The following is a 21209-nucleotide window of genomic DNA, read 5'->3' on the forward strand; positions in this document are numbered from 1 at the left end:
TGCTACGGGAAGTTCACTGCATCACTGCGCGATGAAGTTGTTGAACAACAGATCATCCACCACAGGCTTGCCAGTCTCCTGGCTCAACACCTGCTGGGTCTGCTTCAGGGCTTCCTGACGCAGCTTTTCCTTGGCATCGACGTTGCTCATGGACTCGATCGTCTGCTGGGTGAACAGCGCCACCAACTGATTGCGAATCAGCGGCTCATTGGCCTTCACCAGCTTCTGCGCCTCGGCGCCGGTCACGCGCAAGGCCACGTCAGCCTTGTACACGTGCAGCTTCGGCCCGCCATCGAGCGCATAGTTGCCCACGAACGGCGGGGTCAGGGCCACATAGGAAACCTTGTTCGGGTCATCTTTCTCGCCACCCTCTTCGTTGGCCATTGCCACAACAGGCATCGACAACGTCAACAGCATCAGAATCCACGCTTTCGCTTTCAAAATCCCACTCCTCTAATCCGGTGCGCCATAGCTTACAGGGCTCTGCGGCTTATGTAGGTCTATCAGGCCGGGTCATGCTCATTGACCCCAAAACCCCTCTACCTACACTTATCGGCCATCACTGGAAAAGGAATAGCCCCGATGAAAGCCGTGCTCTGCAAAGCCTTCGGTCCCGCCGCAAATCTGGTGCTGGAAGACGTCGCCACCCCGGAACCGAAAAAGAACGAAATCCTGCTCGACGTGCACGCCGCCGGGGTCAACTTCCCCGACACCCTCATCATCGAAGGCAAATACCAGTTCAAGCCGCCTTTCCCCTTTTCCCCCGGCGGCGAAGCCTCGGGCGTGGTGAGCGCGGTGGGTGAAAAAGTCAGCCACCTCAAGGTCGGCGACCGGGTCATGGCCCTCACCGGCTGGGGCAGCTTCGCCGAACAGATCGCGGTGGCCGGGTACAACGTCCTGCCTATCCCCGAGGCAATGGACTACACCACCGCCGCCGCATTCAGCATGACTTACGGCACCTCCATGCACGCCCTCAAACAGCGCGCCCAGTTGCAACCCGGCGAAACACTCCTGGTGCTCGGCGCCTCGGGCGGCGTGGGCCTGGCCGCGGTGGAAATCGGCAAAGCCATGGGCGCCCGCGTCATCGCCGCCGCCAGCAGCGCCGACAAACTGGAAGTCGCCAGAAACGCCGGCGCCGACGAACTCATCAACTACAGCGAAAGCAGCCTCAAGGACGAACTCAAACGCCTCACCAACGGCAACGGCGTCGATGTGATCTACGACCCCGTCGGCGGCGACCTCTTCGATCAGGCCGTGCGCGCCATCGCCTGGAACGGCCGCCTGCTCGTCGTCGGCTTCGCCAGCGGCCGCATCCCGGAACTGCCCGTCAACCTCGCGCTGTTGAAAGGCGCCTCGGTCGTCGGCGTCTTCTGGGGCTCCTTCGCCCAGCGCCAACCACAGGACAACGCGGCGAACTTCCGGCAACTGTTCAAATGGTACGGCGAAGGGAAATTGAAACCGTTGGTGTCGAAGGTTTATCCGCTGGAGCGGGCGGGGGAAGCGATTGATTCGTTGGGGCAGAGGAAAGCGGTTGGGAAGGTGGTGGTTGGGGTGAGGTGACGAGCCCACGACATCCCCCGCCAACCAGGCGGGGGATGCTAGATCGCCTGCCTAGATCCGCACCCTGATCGCCTCCGGCAACAAATCCAGATATTCAAGCTCCGGGCGCTCCCGACACGCACTCAGTATCCCCGGCATCGCGCTTACAAACTGCTCATCGATTTCCCTGTCAGCTGCAAACGACAGCTTCTCGTTATGAGCCTTGCGCGCCAGCAACTGGCGGGTATGGCGAAACGTGGGGATCTCCACTGCATACTCCTCGGGGATGTGTTGTTTGAGGTAGTCGGCCTCCTTGTTGATCCTGGCGCAGCTCAACGACCGCACACGGCTGCGCATGCGCGCCATCAGTTCACGGCTGTCGCCCTTGGCCGCGAAATACACATCCGTCTGCACTCGGATCGTTGCCGGGCTGCTGGCATCGACCAGCCACGGCTTGAGCCGCCAGCGGGAAACGGCGCGTATCGCCGACTCGGCAAATTCGCGGTAGGAGCTCTGCAGCACTTCAATGTCGGTGATCGAGCCATCGTTGTTTGCCGTGAACTCCACACGCACCACCCCGGAAACACCTGCGCGATAGAGGCTTGCCGGGTAAACCGCGTGAGGCTGTTTTTCATATTCGAGTTTGAATTCGCCGGCATGCGCCATGGCGCTCAGGCTGAGTGCAACGCACAAGATCAATCCCTTCATGATTCCTGCCTCCTTTCCCACGAAATCACCATTCGCAAGCGCTTCTCCCGCCGCTCCTGATCGAACAGGTACTGGACGGACTCACCGATCACCGCCGGCATCTCTTGCGATACCTCCCAACGCTTGAAGCGCCAGCGTCTGACCGCGGAGACAACGGCATCTGCCGTTTTCTGGTCGGTCTGCTCCACGACCTTGATGCCACTCAGCGTGCCGTCGTGGTGGATTTCGTAGTGAACCCGGACACTCGAGAACAGCTTGCCGCCGCGTAGAGCGGAGGGATAAGCCGGGGATATGTACCGATCGAACTGGGGATGGGTTTCGCCCCTGGCATACGCGCCGCCAAGCAGCAGCGCGCTGAGCCCGACAATCCCGGAGAGCTTGCATAACCACTTCACTTTCACCTTCACCTCGACTCCAGACGCTCTGCGGCAGATGGCGGCGATGGTATGGCGGTGTGACAGCGCGCATAAGGGGAACGATTCCTGTTCCCAAGTAGGACGAATCTGAAACGTGAAATCCAGAAATACACATCTGCGTCATGTTCGTAATACAACACGGCAAATCGCCTGAATCCGGAACTTTCAGCGTTGAGAAACCTTCCTATTTTCTGTAATGAAAATGTAATATTCGGATTCGCATAACAAAACAAAAGCCACTGGAGTGTTCGATGTTTGCCTTTTTCCGCCCTGCCGCGCATCAGGCCCCGCTGCCTGCCGAGCGCGTCGATAGTACGTACCGTCGTCTGCGCTGGCAGATTTTCGCAGGCATCTTCTTTGGCTATGCGGGGTACTACCTGCTACGCAAGAACTTCTCGCTGGCCATGCCGTACCTGATCGATCAGGGCTACACCCGGGGTGAGCTGGGGGTGGCGATTTCGGCGATCGCGATTGCCTATGGCCTGTCGAAATTCCTGATGGGGCTGGTGTCGGACCGCTCCAATCCCCGTTACTTCCTGCCGTTTGGCCTGCTGGTTTCTGCGGCGGTGATGTTCGTGTTCGGTTTCGCGCCTTGGGCGACGTCGAGCGTGACGATCATGTTCATCCTGCTGTTCATCAACGGCTGGGCGCAGGGCATGGGCTGGCCGCCGAGCGGGCGGACGATGGTGCACTGGTGGTCGCAGAAGGAGCGCGGCGGCGTGGTGTCGGTGTGGAACGTGGCGCATAACGTCGGTGGCGGCCTGATCGGTCCGCTGTTCCTGCTGGGCCTGGGCTGGACCAACGACTGGCACGCCGCATTCTATGTACCGGCTGCGGTGGCGCTGTTCGTGGCGCTGTTCGCTTTCGCTACCATGCGCGACACCCCGCAATCAGTGGGCTTGCCGCCGGTGGAGCAGTACAAGAATGACTTCCCGGAAGGCTACGATGCGAGCCACGAGGAGGAGTTCAGCGCCAAGGAAATCTTCGTCAAGTATGTGCTGCGCAACAAGATGCTCTGGTACATCGCGCTGGCCAACGTGTTCGTCTACCTGCTGCGCTATGGCGTGCTTGACTGGGCGCCGACCTACCTCAAGGAAGCCAAGCATTTTGATGTCGACAAGACGTCCTGGGCCTACTTCTTCTACGAATGGGCCGGCATTCCGGGGACGCTGCTGTGCGGCTGGATGTCGGACAAGATCTTCCGTGGCAACCGTGGCCTGACCGGAATCGTGTTCATGTTGCTGGTGACAGTGGCGACCCTGGTGTACTGGCTCAATCCGGCCGGTAACCCAACCATCGACATGATCGCGCTGGTTTCCATCGGCTTCCTGATCTATGGCCCGGTGATGCTGATCGGTCTGCAGGCCCTTGAACTGGCACCGAAGAAGGCGGCAGGAACTGCGGCAGGGTTCACCGGCCTGTTCGGCTATCTGGGCGGCTCAGTCGCGGCCAGTGCGCTGATGGGCTACACCGTCGACCATTTCGGCTGGGATGGCGGATTCGTGATACTGATCGCGGCGTGCGTGCTGTCAATCGTCTTCATGGCACCGACCCTGCGCCACACGCGGGTGGCGAGCCAGTCGCGGGAAGCTGTGGCTTAAGGCCGCTGGGCTTGATATCGCAGCACGGTCGGGCGGCTGTCCGATGCCTGCGGTGGCGATTCAACGGACGCCACCGCCGGCAAGCCGTGCTGCTACGGGGCATGAAGGCCACCTCATAAGACCCACCTGTGGGAGCGGGCTCGCCCGCGAAGGCGGTGGGTCAGTCACCATCGAGTCATCATGGCTGACACATTCGCGGGCAAGCCCGCTCCCACAGACTGTCTTGGCGCAGGAATTACGGGTAGTTCCGTGACTCGACCGTTGAGAGCGCTGATGAACACCGATCCTTCATACCAATCTCCTTAAACCGCCAACAAAACCGGCCTGCACCGCTTGAAGCGCTCTTCCAGGCTCACGTCCGGCATGGCGTGGGTGCGCAGGGCGTGGATGGTTTGTTCGACGTATTCCCAGGTGGTGCCGTAGCGGCCGGCGGCGTTGGCCAGAACCTGGGTCAGGATGCTGTCGGGCAGGTTGCCGGCGTAGCTGGGCAGGTGGCGTTCGAGCACGAAGCCCAGGGCCTGGACCTTGGTGCCGTCTTCGAGGCGGCAACTCAGCCAGTGCGGGCGATAGGAGGGATACGGCATCTCCCGCTCCCACAGCGCCAGCAGGGACTGCTCGATGTTTTCTTCGGGCAGCCGATAGGCGAAACCACTGCACGAGCCGCCGCGATCCAGACCGAAGACCAGGCCGGGTTGCTCGGGTGTGCCGCGATGTTCGTGGGACCAGAGATACAGGCCGCGATGGTAGCCATGCACCCGACCGCGCTGACGCTCCACGGCGGAGCACTCGGGGCGCCAGATCAGTGATCCGTAGGCGAACAGCCAGATGGGACCGCCTTCGTGGCGAGACAGGGTGGCGTGCATGGAGGCCAGGAGTTGCTCGTGGGTCAGTTTGGGGCCAAGGTCGATAACAGGTGGATAACTCAGCCCCAGACCCTCATGGACGGCTGCCACCAAGCTATTGATTTGATTCACCCTCTGGCTCCTCGCTGGCCAACTCAAGGCCAGTGTAATGCTAAACGCCTGCACACGCGCTGAACGCAGCGTTCGCAACTGCATGACTATCAGACTCAACCCTGACGCAATCCGTCACGCCAGAAAAGCCGAATCAACCCGATCAGAGATGCAATTCGCACTCCAGCCGCCGCGCCGCCCGGCAGGATGCGGCCTGCAGCGTGACGACCATTTGTCGGTCGGCAGATTAGGACGTTTCCTACGCAACCATCGGAAACTTCAACTTACGCGCCAAATGGGGCTTACGTATAAATCCGCGCGTTCGCGCCCAGTGCGCGCTGGCGATTAACGGAACGACACGTGAATACATTCAGTAGAGTCCTGCCACTGCTGCTGGGCAGCGCCATATGGCTAAGCCCGGCCCATGCCGATCACGACGACAGGGGCTTCTGGCAACTGCAGACCAGCGTCTATACCCGACACTTCTCGCCCTCCCCTGAGCACACCAACCGGCAAAACCTGATCGGCGTGGAGCGCAATGAAGAGTCGGGATGGCTGTATGGCGCCGCAACCTTTCGTAACTCGTTCGGCCAGCGGTCGGTCTATGCTTATGGCGGCAAACGCTTCGACAGCACTGACCATCCGTTCTACGCCAAGCTCAGCGGGGGCCTGCTGCATGGCTACAAGGGCAAATACCGCGACAAGATCCCGTTGAACCGATTTGGAGTCGCCCCGGCGCTTATTCCGGCCGTCGGCATCAGCATCAAGCCGGTCACCGCAGAACTGGTGCTGCTGGGCAGTTCCGCTGCGATGGCCAACGTCGGGTTACGGTTCTAGAAAGCGCCTCAGGACCGAGGCGCGTAGGCGAACACATCGGCGCGCATCTGCTGCGCGTCCATGCCGGCAACCACGAGGGCGTCGAGCGTCGAGTAGACCATGGCCGGCGATCCGCTGGCATAGACCTGGATGGATTTGAGATCCGGGAAGTCCTCGCAGACCGCCTCGTGCAGCATGCCGCAGCGCCCTTCCCAACCGCAGAGGTCGCTGACCACCTGATGCAGGTAGAGGTTGTCGAGGGTTTTCCACTCGTCCCAGTGCTTGAGCTCGTAGAAATCCTCGGGGCGACGCACGCCCCAGTACACATGGACTGGGTACGGGAAGCCCTTGGAGCGGCAGTGCTCGATCAGGCTGTGCATCTGGCCCATGCCGGTGCCCGCCGCGATCAACACCAGCGGACCGTCAGGCAGTTCGCCCAGGTGGGTGTCGCCAAACGGCAACTCCACCCGCGCCATGCCGTCACGCTGTAACTGTTTGATCAGATTTTGCGCACTGGCTTCGCGGGCCAATACGTGCAGCTCCAGGTCGCGCCCGCTTTCCGGGGCGGAAGCCATGGAGAACGCGGATTTCTCGCCGTCGTCGCGGGCAATCATCAGGTATTGCCCGGCGTGGTAGCGCGGCGGCTTGCCGGCCGGGGCGCGCAACATCACCCGCCACACATCGCCGCCGACTTCGACGCATTCGGTAACCTGGCAGGCGAACTTGCGCACCGGCAGCTCGCCCAATGGCAGGACGCTGTCCCACACCACGACACAATCTTCCTGCGGCACTGCCAGACAGGTGTAGATCTCGCCGTGGCCATGCAGCTCGCCCACCTGTACGACACTGCCTTCAACCAGCAACGCCGAGCAGATGTGGCAATTGCCGTTGCGGCAGCTCTGTGGACATTCATAACCCAGGCGCTGGGCTGCATCGAGGATCCGCTCGCCGGGCAATGTCTCAAGTACTGCGCCCGACGGCTGCAAGGTTACACGCATCAATCTATTCCCAGCTGATTCCAGAGTTCGTCGATACGACGCGTGACGGCTTCGTCCTTGACGATGGCGCGGCCCCATTCGCGGGTGGTTTCACCTGGCCACTTGTGGGTGGCATCCAGGCCCATCTTCGAGCCAAGGCCTGAAATCGGCGAGGCGAAGTCCAGGTAGTCGATGGGCGTGTTGTCGATCATCACCGTGTCGCGCTTGGGGTCCATGCGCGTGGTGATTGCCCAGATGACGTCGTTCCAGTCCCGCGCGTTGATATCGTCGTCGGTGACAATAACGAACTTGGTGTACATGAACTGTCGCAAAAACGACCAGACACCCAGCATCACGCGCTTGGCATGGCCCGGGTACTGTTTTTTCATGGTCACGACGGCCATGCGGTACGAGCAGCCTTCTGGCGGCAGGTAGAAGTCGGTGATCTCCGGGAACTGCTTCTGCAGGATCGGTACGAACACCTCGTTCAGCGCCACGCCCAGAATCGCTGGCTCATCCGGCGGACGGCCGGTGTAGGTGCTGTGGTAAATCGGCTTGATGCGGTGGGTGATGCGCTCGACGGTGAACACCGGGAAGCGGTCGACCTCGTTGTAATAGCCGGTGTGGTCGCCGTACGGCCCCTCATCGGCCATTTCGCCGGGGTGAATCACGCCTTCGAGCACGATCTCGGCGCTGGACGGCACTTGCAGGTCATTGCCTCGGCACTTGATGAGCTCGGTGCGATTACCCCGCAACAGGCCGGCGAAGGCGTACTCCGAAAGACTGTCGGGAACTGGCGTCACGGCGCCGAGAATCGTCGCCGGGTCTGCGCCCAGCGCCACGGACACCGGGAATGGCTGGCCAGGGTGCTTGTCGCACCATTCCTTGAAATCCAGCGCGCCGCCGCGATGGCTGAGCCAGCGCATAATGACCTTGTTGCGGCCGATCACCTGCTGGCGATAGATGCCCAGGTTCTGGCGCTCCTTGTTCGGGCCCTTGGTGACGGTCAGGCCCCAGGTGATCAGCGGGCCGACGTCGCCGGGCCAGCAGGTCTGTACCGGGAGCATGCCCAGGTCGACGTCATCGCCTTCGATGACCACTTCCTGGCACGGGGCGTCCTTGACGACCTTGGGCGCCATGGAGATGACCTTCTTGAAGATCGGCAGCTTCGACCAGGCGTCTTTCAGCCCCTTGGGCGGCTCGGGCTCCTTGAGGAAGGCCAGCAGCTTGCCGATTTCCCGCAGCTCGTCGGTGGACTCGGCGCCCATGCCCATGGCCACGCGCTCGGGCGTGCCGAAAAGGTTGCCGAGCACCGGGATATCAAAGCCGGTCGGGTTCTCGAAGAGCAAGGCCGGGCCCTTGTTGCGCAGGGTCCGGTCGCAGACTTCGGTCATCTCAAGCACCGGAGAAATGGGTACCTGGATGCGTTTCAACTCTCCGCGCTGCTCAAGCTGCTGCACGAAATCCCGTAGATCCTTGAATTTCATTAACCCGGCCACTTAACAAATAGATGCACATCCTACCTGCTCTGGCGGCCGACAGCAGCCACCTGGCGTGCATTCATCCGCCTTTGGACAGGTTTTCACGGAGGAAAATGGGCGCCAGCAGGGAGGTCATGCGCTCCCCGCCCTGATCGGAGAGGTGATTTTCATCCATGTACTGGGAATAGCCGTCGAATTCGGCGCGGCAGATGCCACCCGGACACATCAAGGTTGCGGGGTCCAGCACGCGGACCTGGGCATCTTCCCTGCTCAACTGGCTGAACAGCGCATCGAGAAACTGCTGACGCGCCTCATGCTCGGCGATCGGACGCCCCAGGCGCTCGGCCGAACGCCCGACCATGGCGAGGCTGGCCAGCCGCGCCACGGTGCCCTGACGTTGCAGCGGCACTTCCTTGAAGATCCACACCCGCGCGCCGGTCTCGCGCACGCTGCGCACCATGGCGCTCAGATCCTTGGCCACCTGTTGCTCGGCAATGCGACGGCTGTCATTGCGGTACAGCACGTGCTGCATGTCGCCATCCTCCTCGCCATAGAGATAGAGGCTCCAGCGCGCGGCCAGCACCACGTCGCGAATCTTGTTTTCGCGAATCGATTGCAGGGTCACCTGATTGAAATCCTGGCATTGCTGACGAGTTTCGTGCCCCTGTATCGGCAGGCAACCGGACAGGCTCGCCAGCCACACCGGCGTTTCATAGCGCCGGGCGTCAGCGGCGATGGCCGGCATCAGCGCGGCGGCGTGGCTGTCTCCCCACACCAGTTGCACGGGCGGCGCATTACCGTCATCGGCAAAGCGGCAGACCTTGGTCAGATCTTCACTTTTGCGCTGCAGCAGGCACTCTTTCTGCCCCAGTTGCCAGTTCCGGCTTTGGGCATACTGCTGCGCCTGACCGGAGAGGCGTTGCGGCATGCCGTCGGCGTCGCGTACTACCTGCCCCGCCGCGCCGATGACCAACAGCGCCGCAAGGCCCGCGCCCAGCACCTGCTTGCGCCCGGCCAGAATCCGCTTTTCGCGGAATGGCAATTCGACCAGCCGCCAGCTCAAAAACGCCAGCACCAGGCTGAGCACGACCCAGCCACCGGCCTCCAGCGCCTGCATGCCATCGACAGAAACGGCGTTGGCGTAGACGAAAACCGGCCAGTGCCACAAGTACCAGGAATAGGAAATCAGGCCGACGCCCACCATCACCGGCAGGCTCAACAGCCGCCCCACAAGCGTAGGCGCGTGGCCGTTGGCCCAGATCATCGCCGTGGCGCCGAGCACCGGAAGCAACGCCGCCCAGCCCGGGAACTGCGTGTACTTGTCGAAACCGAAAATCGCGTACAGCACCGCCGCAAGCCCGGCCAGGCTTACCCACCGACAGGTCTTGGCCGATGGCGCGTGTCGAGGCGCGGGCAACACCGCCAGCATTGCACCGCACAGCAATTCCCAGGCGCGCATCGGCAGCAGGAAAAACGCCGCATCAGGCTGGCGTTTGATGACCCAGACGTTGAGCGCAAACGACACCAGCAGAAGACCGAACAGCATCCAGCGCCAATGCCGCAGGAAGCGGGTCAGCAACACCATCAGCAACGGAAACAGGATGTAGTACTGCTCTTCGACCGAGAGCGACCAGGTATGCAGCAGCGGTTTGAAATCGGAGGCGGGGTTGAAGTAGCCGTCCTGGCGCATGAACAGGATGTTGGAGACGAACATCGCCTGATAGCGCACCGCGCGGCCGAGTTGCGAGTAGTCGTTGGCGGGCATCAGCAGCCAGCCGACCAGCAGTGCCGCGAGCATCATCACGCTCAGGGCGGGGATGATCCGGCGCGCCCGACGCGCCCAGAAATCGACAAAGCTGAAGCGTCCGGCGCTGATTTCCCGAAAGATGATCGAGGTAATCAGAAAACCGGAGATGACGAAAAACACATCGACGCCAACAAAGCCGCCGCTGAAGACGCCAAAACCGAAGTGGTAGAGCACTACCGGAATGACAGCCAGAGCCCGCAGCCCGTCGATGTCCCGACGATTGCCAAAGGTATGCATGACGCTCCTTGTCCCGCTTTTTCAAATATTGAAACCAAAAAAATGGTGCCCCAAAGGGACACCACTTTTCTACAGCCGTTCAGCAGCTTACTTGCGCTTCATCGACAGGAAGAACTCATCGTTGGTCTTGGTCTGTTTCAGCTTGTCGACCAGGAATTCGATGGCAGCGACTTCATCCATCGGATGCAGCAGCTTGCGCAGGATCCACATGCGCTGCAGTTCGTCGTCGGCGGTCAGCAACTCTTCGCGGCGGGTGCCGGAACGGTTGATGTTGATGGCCGGGAAGACGCGCTTTTCAGCGATCTTGCGATCCAGAGGCAGTTCCATGTTGCCGGTGCCTTTGAATTCTTCGTAGATCACTTCGTCCATCTTCGAGCCGGTTTCAACCAGCGCGGTGGCGATGATGGTCAGCGAGCCGCCTTCTTCGATGTTACGAGCCGCACCGAAGAAACGCTTCGGTTTTTCCAGCGCGTGAGCATCAACACCACCGGTCAGCACCTTGCCGGAGCTCGGGATCACGGTGTTGTAGGCACGAGCCAGACGGGTGATGGAGTCGAGCAGGATGACCACGTCCTTCTTGTGTTCGACCAGGCGCTTGGCCTTCTCGATCACCATCTCGGCAACCTGCACGTGGCGGGTTGGTGGCTCGTCGAAGGTGGAGGCAACCACTTCGCCGCGCACGGTGCGCTGCATTTCGGTCACTTCTTCCGGACGCTCATCGATCAGCAGGACGATCAGATGGACTTCGGGGTTGTTACGGGTGATGTTCGACGCGATGTTCTGCAACATGATGGTCTTGCCCGCCTTCGGCGGCGCAACGATCAGACCACGTTGACCTTTGCCGATCGGGGCACACAGGTCGATGACACGACCGGTGAGGTCTTCGGTGGAACCGTTACCGGCTTCCATCTTCATGCGCACTGTCGGGAACAGCGGCGTCAGGTTTTCGAACAGAATCTTGTTCTTCGCGTTTTCTGGACGGTCGAAGTTGATGGTGTCGACCTTGAGCAGTGCGAAGTAACGCTCGCCTTCCTTCGGTGGGCGAATCTTGCCAACGATGGTGTCGCCAGTGCGAAGGTTGAAGCGGCGGATCTGGCTCGGCGAGACGTAGATGTCGTCTGGGCCGGCGAGGTAGGAAGCGTCTGCAGAGCGGAGGAAGCCGAAGCCATCCTGGAGGATCTCCAGCACGCCATCACCCGAGATTTCCTCGCCGCTTTTAGCGTGCTTCTTCAGCAGGGAGAAGATCACATCCTGCTTGCGCGAACGGGCCATATTTTCTATGCCCATCTGTTCGGCCATTTCGAGCAGATCGGTAATAGGCTTTTGCTTGAGTTCAGTCAGGTTCATATAGGAATGACGTAATCATGTATGGAGGGGGAAATTAAGCTTTTGGCTTAATGAGGCCGCGCCGCAGAGAAGGCGACAGGATCGCGTACAAATCGAAAGGAGAGCGTCGGCGACGGCTAGCAGGGGGCAACGGAGAAGCCGTTGCGGGGCCGAATGTACCACTTGATTTTCCGAGCGTCTAGTGCAACGCCAGAAAAAAGCCCCGCAATTTGCGGGGCTTTAGCGCCATCAGATGTTGGCGTCGAGGAATGCTTGCAGCTGGGACTTGGACAGTGCGCCGACCTTGGTCGCCGCGACTTCGCCGTCCTTGAACAGCATCAGGGTAGGAATACCACGAACGCCGTGCTTGGCCGGAGTTTCCTGGTTTTCGTCGATGTTCAGCTTGGCGATGGTCAGCTTGCCTTCGTAGGTGCCGGCGATATCGTCCAGAACCGGGGCAATCATTTTGCAAGGGCCACACCACTCAGCCCAGTAATCTACCAGCACAGGGCCTTGTGCCTTCAGGACATCGGCTTCGAAGCTCGCGTCGCTGACGTGTTTGATAAGGTCGCTACTCATGAGATTTCTCCGAGGTCATAGGCAAAAAAACGTGGCCCATCATAACTGCGTCAAGCCGTGACAGGAAGGCGCTGGCGATTGTCTCTTGCTATGGAGCGTAATGACTAGCTTTATTGAAGTGACCCCGCACACATCCGACCCGTAGCAGCACGGCTTGCCGGCGGGGCGGTGTGCCTGTGAATGATGAGTCGTCTGACACGCCGCTCCCGCCGGCAAGCCGTGCTGCTACGGGGTTCAGGGTTATAGTGATCGATTTGCGTGCGGAAATAGAGTGAGGGTTGGCACCGACAGCTGTTGTCAGACCTGGTGCCGAGTGGGATTTAGCCTACATACTTGTTAATGAAAGTTGCGAATATTTCCTTGGGCACTGATCCGATCTGGCTGCCAAGGATCACGGATCCGGGGCCATTTTTGAAGATGAGCACGACGGGAACACTTCTGATACCGAACTTTGCTACGGCTTTGGGATTCTCGTCGGCGTCCATCGCGCAGAACAACACCTTCCCCTGATACCCATCCTTCAACGCCTGGAGACCAGGGAGAACCATCTTGCACGGGCCGCACCACACAGCGGTGAAGAACACCAACACCGGAACATCGGACCCCTCTACCGTTTCATCGAAATCAGCATCCGTAATCTTGATCAACTCGCTCATGAGAAAAACTCCTTTTTCGTCCATGCGAACAACTGACTGCCTCCATGCTCCTTCCGGCAGTGTCTTGAGTTTAGTCGCGCCACAAGGAACCCGAGCCGACCGCTCCGCCCAACGGTACGACCATCCGTAGCAGCACGGGGTTGTTCACAGGCCACAAAGTACGACGACCATCTGTGGGAGCGGGCTTGCCCGCGAAAGCGGTGTGTCAGTCGACATCGACGATGTCTGTCCCGACGCCTTCGCGGGCAAGCCTCGCTCCCACGGTTCGCGGCGAGAATCGGTCAGGCCGAGGGGGCGACGAAGACGATGCCGGTGCGCAGGGCAGCGCCTCTGATGTGTTCCTGCATGGCCTTTTGTGCCGGCCCCGAGGCATTGCGGGCCAGGGCGCGGAGGATCTTGCGGTGCTCCTGCCAGGTTTCCATCGCGCGCCCGGGCCGGATGAAAGGCAGTTTCTGGCTTTCAAGGAAGATGTCGGCGCTGGCGGTGATGATGTCGAGGATCGCCTGGTTGCCGCTGGCGACCAAGATTCGGCGGTGAAAGTCGAAATCCAGCTTTGACGCACACTCAAAATCCCCCGCTTTGAGCTCAAGGCGCATGGCTTCGACGTTGTCTTCCAGCGCGTCTCGCTCATCGGCGGTCAGCGTGACTGCTGCAAGCCCCGCAGCGAACCCCTCCAGCGCATAACGCAATTGAAAGGTTTCTGCCGGTGACGCATGGGCGGCGTGTGGCCAGGAAAAACCATGGGTGCTCTGTTGTGGTTCAACGATCGCCTGGACGAACACGCCTTTGCCGGGCTGCACGCTGACCACGCCCAAGGCGCTCAGTGACGACAATGCCTCGCGCAGGGACGCCCGGCTCACGCCCAGCCGGACAGCAAGATCGCGCTGCGAAGGCAGGCTGTCGCCGGGGCCGTAGCCCTGCTCGGTGATCAGTTTGCGGATCGCCTGGAAGGCGGCTTCGGGTACTGCAACGGGGCTGGAATGCATGGCAATCGGAACGCGGCAACCAAAGGTAAGACCCTCTTGTATCGCCATCGCAAGGATTCGGCAAGCGACGCCCAAGCCGGGTGCTTCGCCGCTCACAGCCGCTCCAAGACGGGGCGCGCGCTTTGCCAACTGTTCAGACCAGTTAGACCACATCACCCCTGCAGCCCGCATTCCTTGGTCGCGTTTGATCGACTGGCATGGGCTGTGCACTGGCGCATGACATCAAACCCCGATTCGCCTTCCCATTAGTTCGATCCGGAGATGTCCATGACCCAGCGTTACAGCGCACTGTTCGCCGCCCTGTTTGCCAGCCTCATGCTCGGCCAGGCCCCCGCCCACGCCAATGGCCTGGATGACGTGACCGCCCGCGGCGTCTTGAAAGTCGCCGTGCCCCAGGACTTCCCGCCTTTCGGCTCCGTAGGCCCGGACATGAAACCCCGCGGCCTGGACATCGACACCGCGCAACTGATCGCCAATCAATTGAAGGTCAAACTGGAACTGACGCCGGTCAACAGCACCAACCGCATTCCGTTCCTGACCACCGGCAAGGTCGATCTGGTGATTTCCAGCCTGGGCAAGAACCCGGATCGCGAGAAGGTCATCGACTTCTCCCGAGCCTATGCGCCCTTCTACCTCGCGGTGTTCGGCCCGCCTGACGCATCGATTGCCGGGGTCGACGACCTCAAGGGCAAGACCATCAGCGTCACCCGCGGCGCCATCGAAGACATCGAGCTGACCGCCGTCGCGCCGAAGGAAGCCACCATCAAGCGCTTCGAGGACAACAACTCGACCATCGCCGCCTACCTCGCCAACCAGACTGACCTGATCGCCAGCGGCAACGTGGTGATGGTGGCGATCAGCGAGAAGAACCCCAAGCGCATCCCGGCGCTGAAAGTGAAGCTCAAGGATTCGCCGGTCTACGTGGGCGTGAACAAAGGGCAGCCTGAGCTGCTGGCCAAGGTCAACGAGATTCTGGAAACCGCGAAGAAGGACGGCGCGCTGGAGAAGAACTCGCAAACCTGGCTCAAGCAACCGCTGCCAGCCGATCTCTGATTCGAGGCCCTCTAGATGGCGTATCAGTTCGACTTCATACCGGTTGTGCAAAACGCTGACCTGTTGCTGCGCGGCGCCTTGTTCACCCTGGAGCTGACGGCCATCGGTACATTGCTTGGGGTCAGCGTCGGCATCGTCGGCGCGATTGTCAGGGCCTGGAAGATCCAGCCGTTCTCGGCCCTGTTCGGGGTCTATGTCGAGCTGATCCGCAACACGCCGTTTCTGGTGCAACTGTTCTTTATTTTCTTCGGCCTGCCGTCACTGGGGCTGAAGATTTCCGAATGGCAGGCGGCGGTGCTGGCGATGGTGATCAACCTTGGCGCGTACTCCACGGAGATTATCCGCGCCGGCGTGCAGGCCATTCCTCGCGGACAGCTGGAAGCCTCGGCGGCGCTGGCGATGACGCGCTTCGAAACCTTCCGTCACGTGGTGCTGGTGCCCGCGCTGGGCAAGGTGTGGCCTGCGCTGAGCAGCCAGATCATCATCGTGATGCTGGGTTCGGCGGTCTGTTCGCAGATTGCCACTGAAGAGTTGAGCTTCGCCGCCAACTTCATTCAGTCGCGCAACTTCCGCGCCTTCGAGACGTACATCATTACTACCTTGATCTACCTCGCCATGGCACTGCTGATTCGTCAGTTGCTGGCCTGGATCGGGCGTCGCTACATCGCGAGGAATCACTGATGGAATTCACTCTCTGGGACATCGTGCGCAACCTGCTCACGGGGCTGCAATGGACGCTGGCGCTGTCGCTGGTGGCGTTCATTGGCGGTGGCGTGATCGGCTTGCTGGTGATGACGCTGCGCATCAGCGACACGCCTTTCCTGCGCGCCCTCGCCCGCGGCTACATCGAGCTGTTTCAGGGCACGCCGCTGTTGATGCAGCTGTTTCTGGTGTTCTTCGGCGTGGCATTGCTGGGTGTGGACATCTCGCCGTGGGTGGCGGCGGCATTGGCGCTGACGCTGTTCACAAGCGCGTATCTGGCCGAAATCTGGCGTGGTTGCGTGGAGTCGATCTCCAATGGCCAGTGGGAAGCCTCGGCGAGCCTCGCACTTACGCCTTTCGAACAGTTGCGTTACGTGATCCTGCCCCAGGCGTTGCGCATTGCCGTGGCGCCGACCGTGGGCTTTTCGGTGCAGGTGGTCAAAGGCACCGCCGTGACCTCGATCATCGGCTTCACCGAACTGACCAAGACCGGCGGCATGCTCGCCAACGCCACCTTCGAGCCTTTCATGGTCTACGGCTTCGTCGCCCTGGGCTACTTCCTGCTTTGTTATCCGCTGTCGCTCAGCGCGCGCTATCTGGAAAGGAGACTTCATGCCTCTGCTTAGAATTTCCGCCCTGCACAAGTACTACGGCGATCACCATGTGCTCAAAGGCATCGACCTGAGCGTCGAGGAAGGCCAGGTCGTGGCGATCATCGGCCGCAGCGGCTCGGGCAAAAGCACCTTGCTGCGCACGCTCAATGGCCTGGAGTCGATCAACGATGGTGTGATCGAGGTGGACGGCGAGTATCTGGACGCGGCCCGTGCGGATCTGCGCAGCCTGCGGCAGAAGGTCGGGATGGTGTTTCAGCAGTTCAACCTGTTCCCGCACCTGACCGTCGGCGAGAACGTGATGCTCGCGCCGCAGGTGGTCAAAAAGGCTTCCAAGGCCGAGGCCGCGAAACTGGCCAAGGAAATGCTCGCTCGCGTGGGTCTGGGCGAGAAGTTCGATGCCTTTCCGGATCGGCTGTCCGGCGGCCAGCAACAGCGCGTGGCCATTGCTCGGGCGCTGGCGATGTCGCCGAAGGTTTTGCTGTGCGACGAAATCACCTCGGCGCTGGATCCGGAGCTGGTCAACGAAGTGCTGAGCGTGGTGCGCGAGCTGGCCAAAGACGGCATGACCCTGATCATGGTGACCCACGAAATGCGTTTTGCCCGGGAAGTGGGTGACAAGCTGGTGTTCATGCACCAGGGCAAGGTGCACGAGGTAGGCGACCCTCGGGAATTGATGGCCAATCCGAAAACGCCTGAGCTGGCGAATTTCATCGGATCGGTCGAGCACGCCTGATTACCTCACCGGCCCTGTAGGAGCGCGCTTGCCCGCGATGGCGTCAGGTCAGACAACGCAGTGGTGAACGATCCTCCGCCGTCACGGGCAAACGCGCTCCTACAGCGATTGACCTGGGCGCACTCCAGTCGCAACCCGCGATGGCGTTTTGTCATGAAACAGAAACCTTACTGACACACCGCAATCGCGGGCAAGCGCGCTCCTACGGCGATTTGCGGCGATTGATGCCAACTCGTTTGGCGACGATGGCCGTTCGTGGCACGATGTCGGGGTTAACGACCGAGACTTTTGACCATGCCGCCATCCACCGAACCAAACCTCTCGCTGATCGCTGCGATCGACCTGGGCTCCAACAGCTTTCATATGGTTGTTGCCAAGGCTCACCAAGGCGAAATCCGCATCCTTGAGCGGCTTGGCGAGAAAGTGCAGTTGGCCGCCGGGATCGACGACGAGCGCCAGCTCAACGAAGAATCCATGCAGCGCGGGCTCGATTGCCTCAAGCGTTTTGCCCAGCTGATCAACGGCATGCCACCGGGCGCCGTGCGGATCGTCGGCACCAACGCCCTGCGCGAAGCGCGCAACCGCAATGACTTCATCCACCGCGCCGAAGAAATCCTCGGCCATCCGGTGGAGGTCATCTCTGGCCGTGAAGAAGCGCGTCTGATCTACCTGGGCGTGTCCCACACCCTGGCCGACACCCCGGGCAAGCGCCTGGTGGCGGACATCGGCGGCGGCAGTACCGAATTCATCATCGGTCAGCGCTTCGAACCATTACTGCGTGAAAGCCTGCAGATGGGCTGCGTGAGCTTCACCCAGCGCTACTTCAAGGACGGCAAGATCACCCCGGCCCGCTACGCCCAGGCCTACACCGCCGCGCGCCTCGAGATTATGAGCATCGAGCATGCCCTGCACCGCCTGACCTGGGATGAAGCCATCGGCTCGTCCGGCACCATCCGCGCCATCGGCCTGGCCCTCAAGGCTGGCGGCCATGGCACCGGTGAAGTGAATGCCGAAGGCCTGGCATGGCTCAAGCGCAAGCTGATGAAGCTGGGCGAAGTGGACAAGATCGACTTCGACGGCATCAAGCCTGATCGCCGCGCGATCTTCCCGGCGGGCCTGGCGATTCTGGAAGCCATCTTCGACGCCCTCGACCTGCAACGCATGGACCACTGCGATGGCGCGCTGCGTGAAGGCGTGCTCTATGACCTGCTGGGCCGTCATCACCACGAAGACGTGCGCGAACGCACCCTGACCTCGCTGATGGACCGTTATCACGTCGATCTGGAGCAGGCCGAACGCGTCGAGCGCAAAGCACTGTCCGCGCTGGACCAGGTGGCTGCGGCGTGGGGGCTGGAAGACGAGATGTACCGCGACCTGCTGACCTGGGCCGCCAAGGTGCACGAGGTGGGCCTGGACATCGCCCACTACCACTACCACAAGCACGGCGCCTACCTGATCGAGCACTCGGATCTGGCAGGGTTCTCGCGCGAAGACCAACAGATGCTCGCGCTGCTGGTGCGCGGCCATCGTCGCAATATTCCCAAGGACAAGTTCGCCGAGTTTGGCGATGAAGGCGTGAAGCTGATTCGTCTGTGCGTGCTGCTGCGTTTCGCGATCCTGTTCCACCACATTCGCGGCACCCAAGAGATGCCGCAGCCTGTGTTGACCGCCCTCGATAACCAGCTCGACGTGCTGTTCCCCGATGGCTGGCTGGAAAACAACCAGCTGACTCAGGCCGACTTCGCGCTGGAAGCGGAGTGGCTGACCCGAGTCGGCATCGTCCTCAGCGTACGCTGAGGACCGGGTTGCTCAATTTCTCCAGCAACGACGCCTGCACATTGCGGGCGTTCTGGTTGCCGGTCGGGGTGCTGCGCACGTAGCGCCCGTCCGGTTGCAGGATCCAGGCGTGGGTGTTGTCCGTCAGATACCCTTCGATTTCCTTCTTCACCCGCAGAATCAGCTTCTTGCCCTCGACCGGGAAGCAAGTCTCCACGCGCTTGTCCAGGTTGCGCTCCATCCAGTCGGCACTGGACAGGAACATCTGCTCGTCGCCGCCATTGAGGAAGTAGAACACCCGGGTGTGCTCCAGGAAGCGGCCGATGATCGACCGCACCTGAATGTTATGCGAGACGCCCGGCACGCCCGGACGCAGGCAGCACATGCCGCGCACGATCAGGTCGATCTTAACGCCGGTCTGGCTGGCCTTGTACAGCGCACGGATGATCTTCGGATCGGTCAGCGAGTTGAACTTGGCGATGATGTGCGCAGGTTTGCCCTCGGCCGCGAACTGGGTTTCGCGGGCGATCATGTCGAGCATGCCTTTCTTCAGGGTGAACGGCGCGTGCAGCAGTTTTTTCATGCGCAGCGTCTTGCCCATGCCGATCAACTGGCTGAACAGCTTGCCCACGTCTTCGCACAGCGCGTCGTCCGAGGTCAGCAGGCTGTAGTCGGTGTACAGGCGGGCGTTGCCGGCGTGGTAGTTACCGGTGCCCAGGTGCGCGTAGCGCTGGATCTCACCGCCCTCGCGGCGCAGGATCAGCATCATCTTGGCGTGGGTCTTGAAGCCGACCACGCCGTAGATCACCACCGCACCGGCCGCTTGCAGGCGGCTGGCCAGTTGCAGGTTGGATTCTTCGTCGAAGCGCGCACGCAGCTCGATGACCGCCGTCACTTCCTTGCCGTTACGCGCGGCATCCACCAGCGCATCGACGATTTCCGAGTTGGCGCCACTGCGGTACAGGGTCTGGCGTACGGCCAGAACGTGCGGGTCTTTCGCGGCCTGGCGCAGCAGATCCACCACCGGTGTGAACGACTCGAACGGGTGCAGCAGCAGAATGTCCTGCTTGCTGATGACGTTGAAGATGTTTTCGCTGTTCTGCAGCAGCTTCGGGATCGCTGGGGTGAACGGCGTGTATTGCAGTTCCGGGTGGCTGTCCAGGCCGGTAATGCTGAACAGGCGCGTCAGGTTCACCGGACCGTTGACCTGATACAGCTCGGTCTCGCTCAGGTTGAACTGCTTGAGCAGGTAGTCGGACAGGTGTTTAGGGCAGGTGTCGGCCACTTCGAGACGCACCGCATCGCCGTAGCGACGGGAAAACAGCTCGCCACGCAGGGCGCGGGCAAGGTCTTCGACGTCTTCGGAGTCGAGCGCGAGGTCGGCGTTACGGGTCAGGCGGAACTGATAGCAGCCCTTGACCTTCATGCCCTGGAACAGGTCGTCGGCGTGAGCGTGGATCATCGACGACAGGAACACGTAGTTGTCGCCAGGGCCGCCGACTTCTTCCGGCACCTTGATGATGCGCGGCAGCAGGCGCGGCGCAGGAATGATCGCCAGGCCCGAGTCGCGACCGAAGGCGTCGATGCCTTCGAGCTCGACGATGAAGTTCAGCGACTTGTTCACCAGCAACGGGAACGGGTGCGTCGGGTCCAGGCCGATCGGGGTGATGATCGGCGCGATCTCGTCGCGGAAATAGCGGCGAACCCAGGTCTTGAGCTTGGCGGTCCAGTAGCGGCGACGGATGAAGCTGACCTGATGCTTCTCCAGCTCAGGCAGCAGGATGTCGTTGAGGATCGCGTACTGGCGGTCCACATGGCCATGGACCAGTTCGCTGATGCGCGCCAGCGCCTGGTGCGGCTGCAGGCCGTCGGCACCGGCCTGTTCACGGGCGAAGGTGATCTGCTTCTTGAGGCCGGCGACGCGGATTTCGAAGAATTCGTCCAGGTTGCTGGAGAAGATCAGCAGGAACTTGAGGCGTTCGAGCAGCGGGTAGGACTCATCCAGCGCCTGCTCAAGGACGCGAATGTTGAACTGCAACTGCGACAGCTCGCGATGGATGTAGAGGCTGCTGTCGTCCAGGTTGGGAATCACGATCGCCGGAGTGACCGGAGGGTGCGGCTCGGGCGCGGGCACTACCTCGATGGTCGGTTCGACCATGGCAGTGATTTCCTGCGTCACGGCCTGAGGTTCAAGTTCAACTGCGGCTTCGGTAGATCCTTCGGTGCTCATGACTAATCCTGTAAGGCAA

The 21209-nt window shown here is 61.2% G+C and carries 20 protein-coding genes; 8 read left to right on the top strand and 12 right to left on the bottom strand.

Annotated elements, in window-relative coordinates; all coding sequences use genetic code 11:
• Window positions 1-21 precede the first annotated feature (21 nt).
• The gene (locus tag ACIPOO_RS09155) at window positions 22-417 is read right to left on the bottom strand and encodes a flagellar basal body-associated protein FliL (RefSeq protein ID WP_274133125.1); all 396 of its coding nucleotides are present in this window, start codon (window positions 415-417) and stop codon (window positions 22-24) included.
• 165 nt (window positions 418-582) lie between these two features.
• Between ACIPOO_RS09155 and ACIPOO_RS09160 the strand changes: the two genes are divergently transcribed.
• Window positions 583-1560: an NADPH:quinone oxidoreductase family protein gene (locus ACIPOO_RS09160; RefSeq protein WP_400606027.1), complete on the top strand. Its 978-nt coding sequence runs from the start codon at window positions 583-585 to the stop codon at window positions 1558-1560.
• 51 nt (window positions 1561-1611) lie between these two features.
• Here the strand turns inward: ACIPOO_RS09160 and ACIPOO_RS09165 are convergent, their stop codons facing one another.
• Both ACIPOO_RS09165 and ACIPOO_RS09170 read right to left on the bottom strand, forming a co-directional pair.
• Window positions 1612-2268, bottom strand: coding sequence for an energy transducer TonB (locus ACIPOO_RS09165; protein WP_400606029.1), 657 nt, complete (start codon window positions 2266-2268; stop codon window positions 1612-1614).
• Window positions 2244-2654 (bottom strand): energy transducer TonB, encoded by a 411-nt coding sequence (locus ACIPOO_RS09170; protein ID WP_400606031.1) that lies wholly within the window; start codon window positions 2652-2654, stop codon window positions 2244-2246. Before ACIPOO_RS09170 ends, ACIPOO_RS09165 begins: the two co-directional genes overlap by 25 nt.
• A 260-nt stretch (window positions 2655-2914) precedes the next feature.
• On the opposite strand from ACIPOO_RS09170, the gene glpT reads away from it, so the two are divergent.
• Complete coding sequence (glpT, locus tag ACIPOO_RS09175; RefSeq protein ID WP_400606034.1) at window positions 2915-4264, top strand: glycerol-3-phosphate transporter; 1350 nt, start codon at window positions 2915-2917, stop codon at window positions 4262-4264.
• A gap of 302 nt (window positions 4265-4566) precedes the next feature.
• On the opposite strand, the gene ACIPOO_RS09180 is transcribed toward glpT, so the two are convergent.
• Complete coding sequence (locus tag ACIPOO_RS09180) at window positions 4567-5238, bottom strand: gamma-glutamylcyclotransferase (protein WP_400606038.1); 672 nt, start codon at window positions 5236-5238, stop codon at window positions 4567-4569.
• Between the two features lie 360 nt (window positions 5239-5598).
• Between ACIPOO_RS09180 and ACIPOO_RS09185 the strand changes: the two genes are divergently transcribed.
• Window positions 5599-6054: a sn-glycerol-3-phosphate transporter gene (locus ACIPOO_RS09185; protein WP_274133127.1), complete on the top strand. Its 456-nt coding sequence runs from the start codon at window positions 5599-5601 to the stop codon at window positions 6052-6054.
• Window positions 6055-6062: 8 nt separating this feature from the next.
• Here ACIPOO_RS09185 and ACIPOO_RS09190 read toward each other — a convergent pair whose 3' ends face one another.
• From ACIPOO_RS09190 to ACIPOO_RS09220, 7 genes are all read right to left on the bottom strand, one after another.
• Window positions 6063-7031 (bottom strand): CDP-6-deoxy-delta-3,4-glucoseen reductase, encoded by a 969-nt coding sequence (locus tag ACIPOO_RS09190; protein ID WP_400606040.1) that lies wholly within the window; start codon window positions 7029-7031, stop codon window positions 6063-6065.
• On the bottom strand, window positions 7031-8497 hold the full coding sequence (gene ubiD, locus ACIPOO_RS09195) for a 4-hydroxy-3-polyprenylbenzoate decarboxylase (protein WP_274133022.1): 1467 nt from the start codon (window positions 8495-8497) through the stop codon (window positions 7031-7033). The genes ACIPOO_RS09190 and ubiD overlap by 1 nt, the downstream gene beginning before the upstream one ends.
• Window positions 8498-8570: 73 nt before the next feature.
• Window positions 8571-10535 carry an acyltransferase family protein gene (locus ACIPOO_RS09200; RefSeq protein ID WP_400606043.1) on the bottom strand — a complete coding sequence of 655 codons (1965 nt, stop codon included), beginning with the start codon at window positions 10533-10535 and terminating at the stop codon, window positions 8571-8573.
• Between the two features lie 87 nt (window positions 10536-10622).
• Complete coding sequence (gene rho, locus ACIPOO_RS09205; RefSeq protein ID WP_027979976.1) at window positions 10623-11882, bottom strand: transcription termination factor Rho; 1260 nt, start codon at window positions 11880-11882, stop codon at window positions 10623-10625.
• Window positions 11883-12110: 228 nt separating this feature from the next.
• Window positions 12111-12440, bottom strand: coding sequence for a thioredoxin TrxA (gene trxA / locus ACIPOO_RS09210; RefSeq protein ID WP_166594126.1), 330 nt, complete (start codon window positions 12438-12440; stop codon window positions 12111-12113).
• Between the two features lie 320 nt (window positions 12441-12760).
• Window positions 12761-13096, bottom strand: coding sequence for a thioredoxin family protein (locus ACIPOO_RS09215; RefSeq protein WP_400606046.1), 336 nt, complete (start codon window positions 13094-13096; stop codon window positions 12761-12763).
• Window positions 13097-13377: 281 nt separating this feature from the next.
• Window positions 13378-14082, bottom strand: a complete 705-nt coding sequence (locus tag ACIPOO_RS09220) for a FadR/GntR family transcriptional regulator (protein ID WP_274133025.1) — start codon at window positions 14080-14082, stop codon at window positions 13378-13380.
• Window positions 14083-14349: 267 nt separating this feature from the next.
• Between ACIPOO_RS09220 and ACIPOO_RS09225 the strand changes: the two genes are divergently transcribed.
• The 5 genes from ACIPOO_RS09225 (at window position 14350) to ppx (ending at window position 18981) form a co-directional block, all read left to right on the top strand.
• Window positions 14350-15135: a transporter substrate-binding domain-containing protein gene (locus ACIPOO_RS09225; protein ID WP_400606048.1), complete on the top strand. Its 786-nt coding sequence runs from the start codon at window positions 14350-14352 to the stop codon at window positions 15133-15135.
• Window positions 15136-15150: 15 nt separating this feature from the next.
• The gene (locus tag ACIPOO_RS09230) at window positions 15151-15816 is read left to right on the top strand and encodes an amino acid ABC transporter permease (RefSeq protein WP_274133027.1); all 666 of its coding nucleotides are present in this window, start codon (window positions 15151-15153) and stop codon (window positions 15814-15816) included.
• Window positions 15813-16463: an amino acid ABC transporter permease gene (locus ACIPOO_RS09235; protein WP_274133128.1), complete on the top strand. Its 651-nt coding sequence runs from the start codon at window positions 15813-15815 to the stop codon at window positions 16461-16463. The genes ACIPOO_RS09230 and ACIPOO_RS09235 overlap by 4 nt, the downstream gene beginning before the upstream one ends.
• Entirely contained in the window at window positions 16450-17184 is a 735-nt protein-coding gene (locus ACIPOO_RS09240; RefSeq protein WP_274133028.1) for an amino acid ABC transporter ATP-binding protein, read from the top strand. The genes ACIPOO_RS09235 and ACIPOO_RS09240 overlap by 14 nt, the downstream gene beginning before the upstream one ends.
• Window positions 17185-17478: 294 nt before the next feature.
• Window positions 17479-18981: an exopolyphosphatase gene (gene ppx / locus ACIPOO_RS09245; RefSeq protein WP_400606051.1), complete on the top strand. Its 1503-nt coding sequence runs from the start codon at window positions 17479-17481 to the stop codon at window positions 18979-18981.
• Here ppx and ppk1 read toward each other — a convergent pair.
• A complete protein-coding gene (gene ppk1 / locus ACIPOO_RS09250; protein WP_274133031.1) occupies window positions 18968-21190 on the bottom strand; it encodes a polyphosphate kinase 1 in 2223 nt (740 codons plus the stop codon). The two genes, ppx and ppk1, sit on opposite strands and share 14 nt — an antisense overlap.
• Between the last annotated feature and the right edge of the window lie 19 nt (window positions 21191-21209).

This window comes from Pseudomonas sp. NPDC090201 (assembly GCF_044746825.1).
GTDB classification, from domain to species: domain Bacteria; phylum Pseudomonadota; class Gammaproteobacteria; order Pseudomonadales; family Pseudomonadaceae; genus Aquipseudomonas; species Aquipseudomonas putida_AD.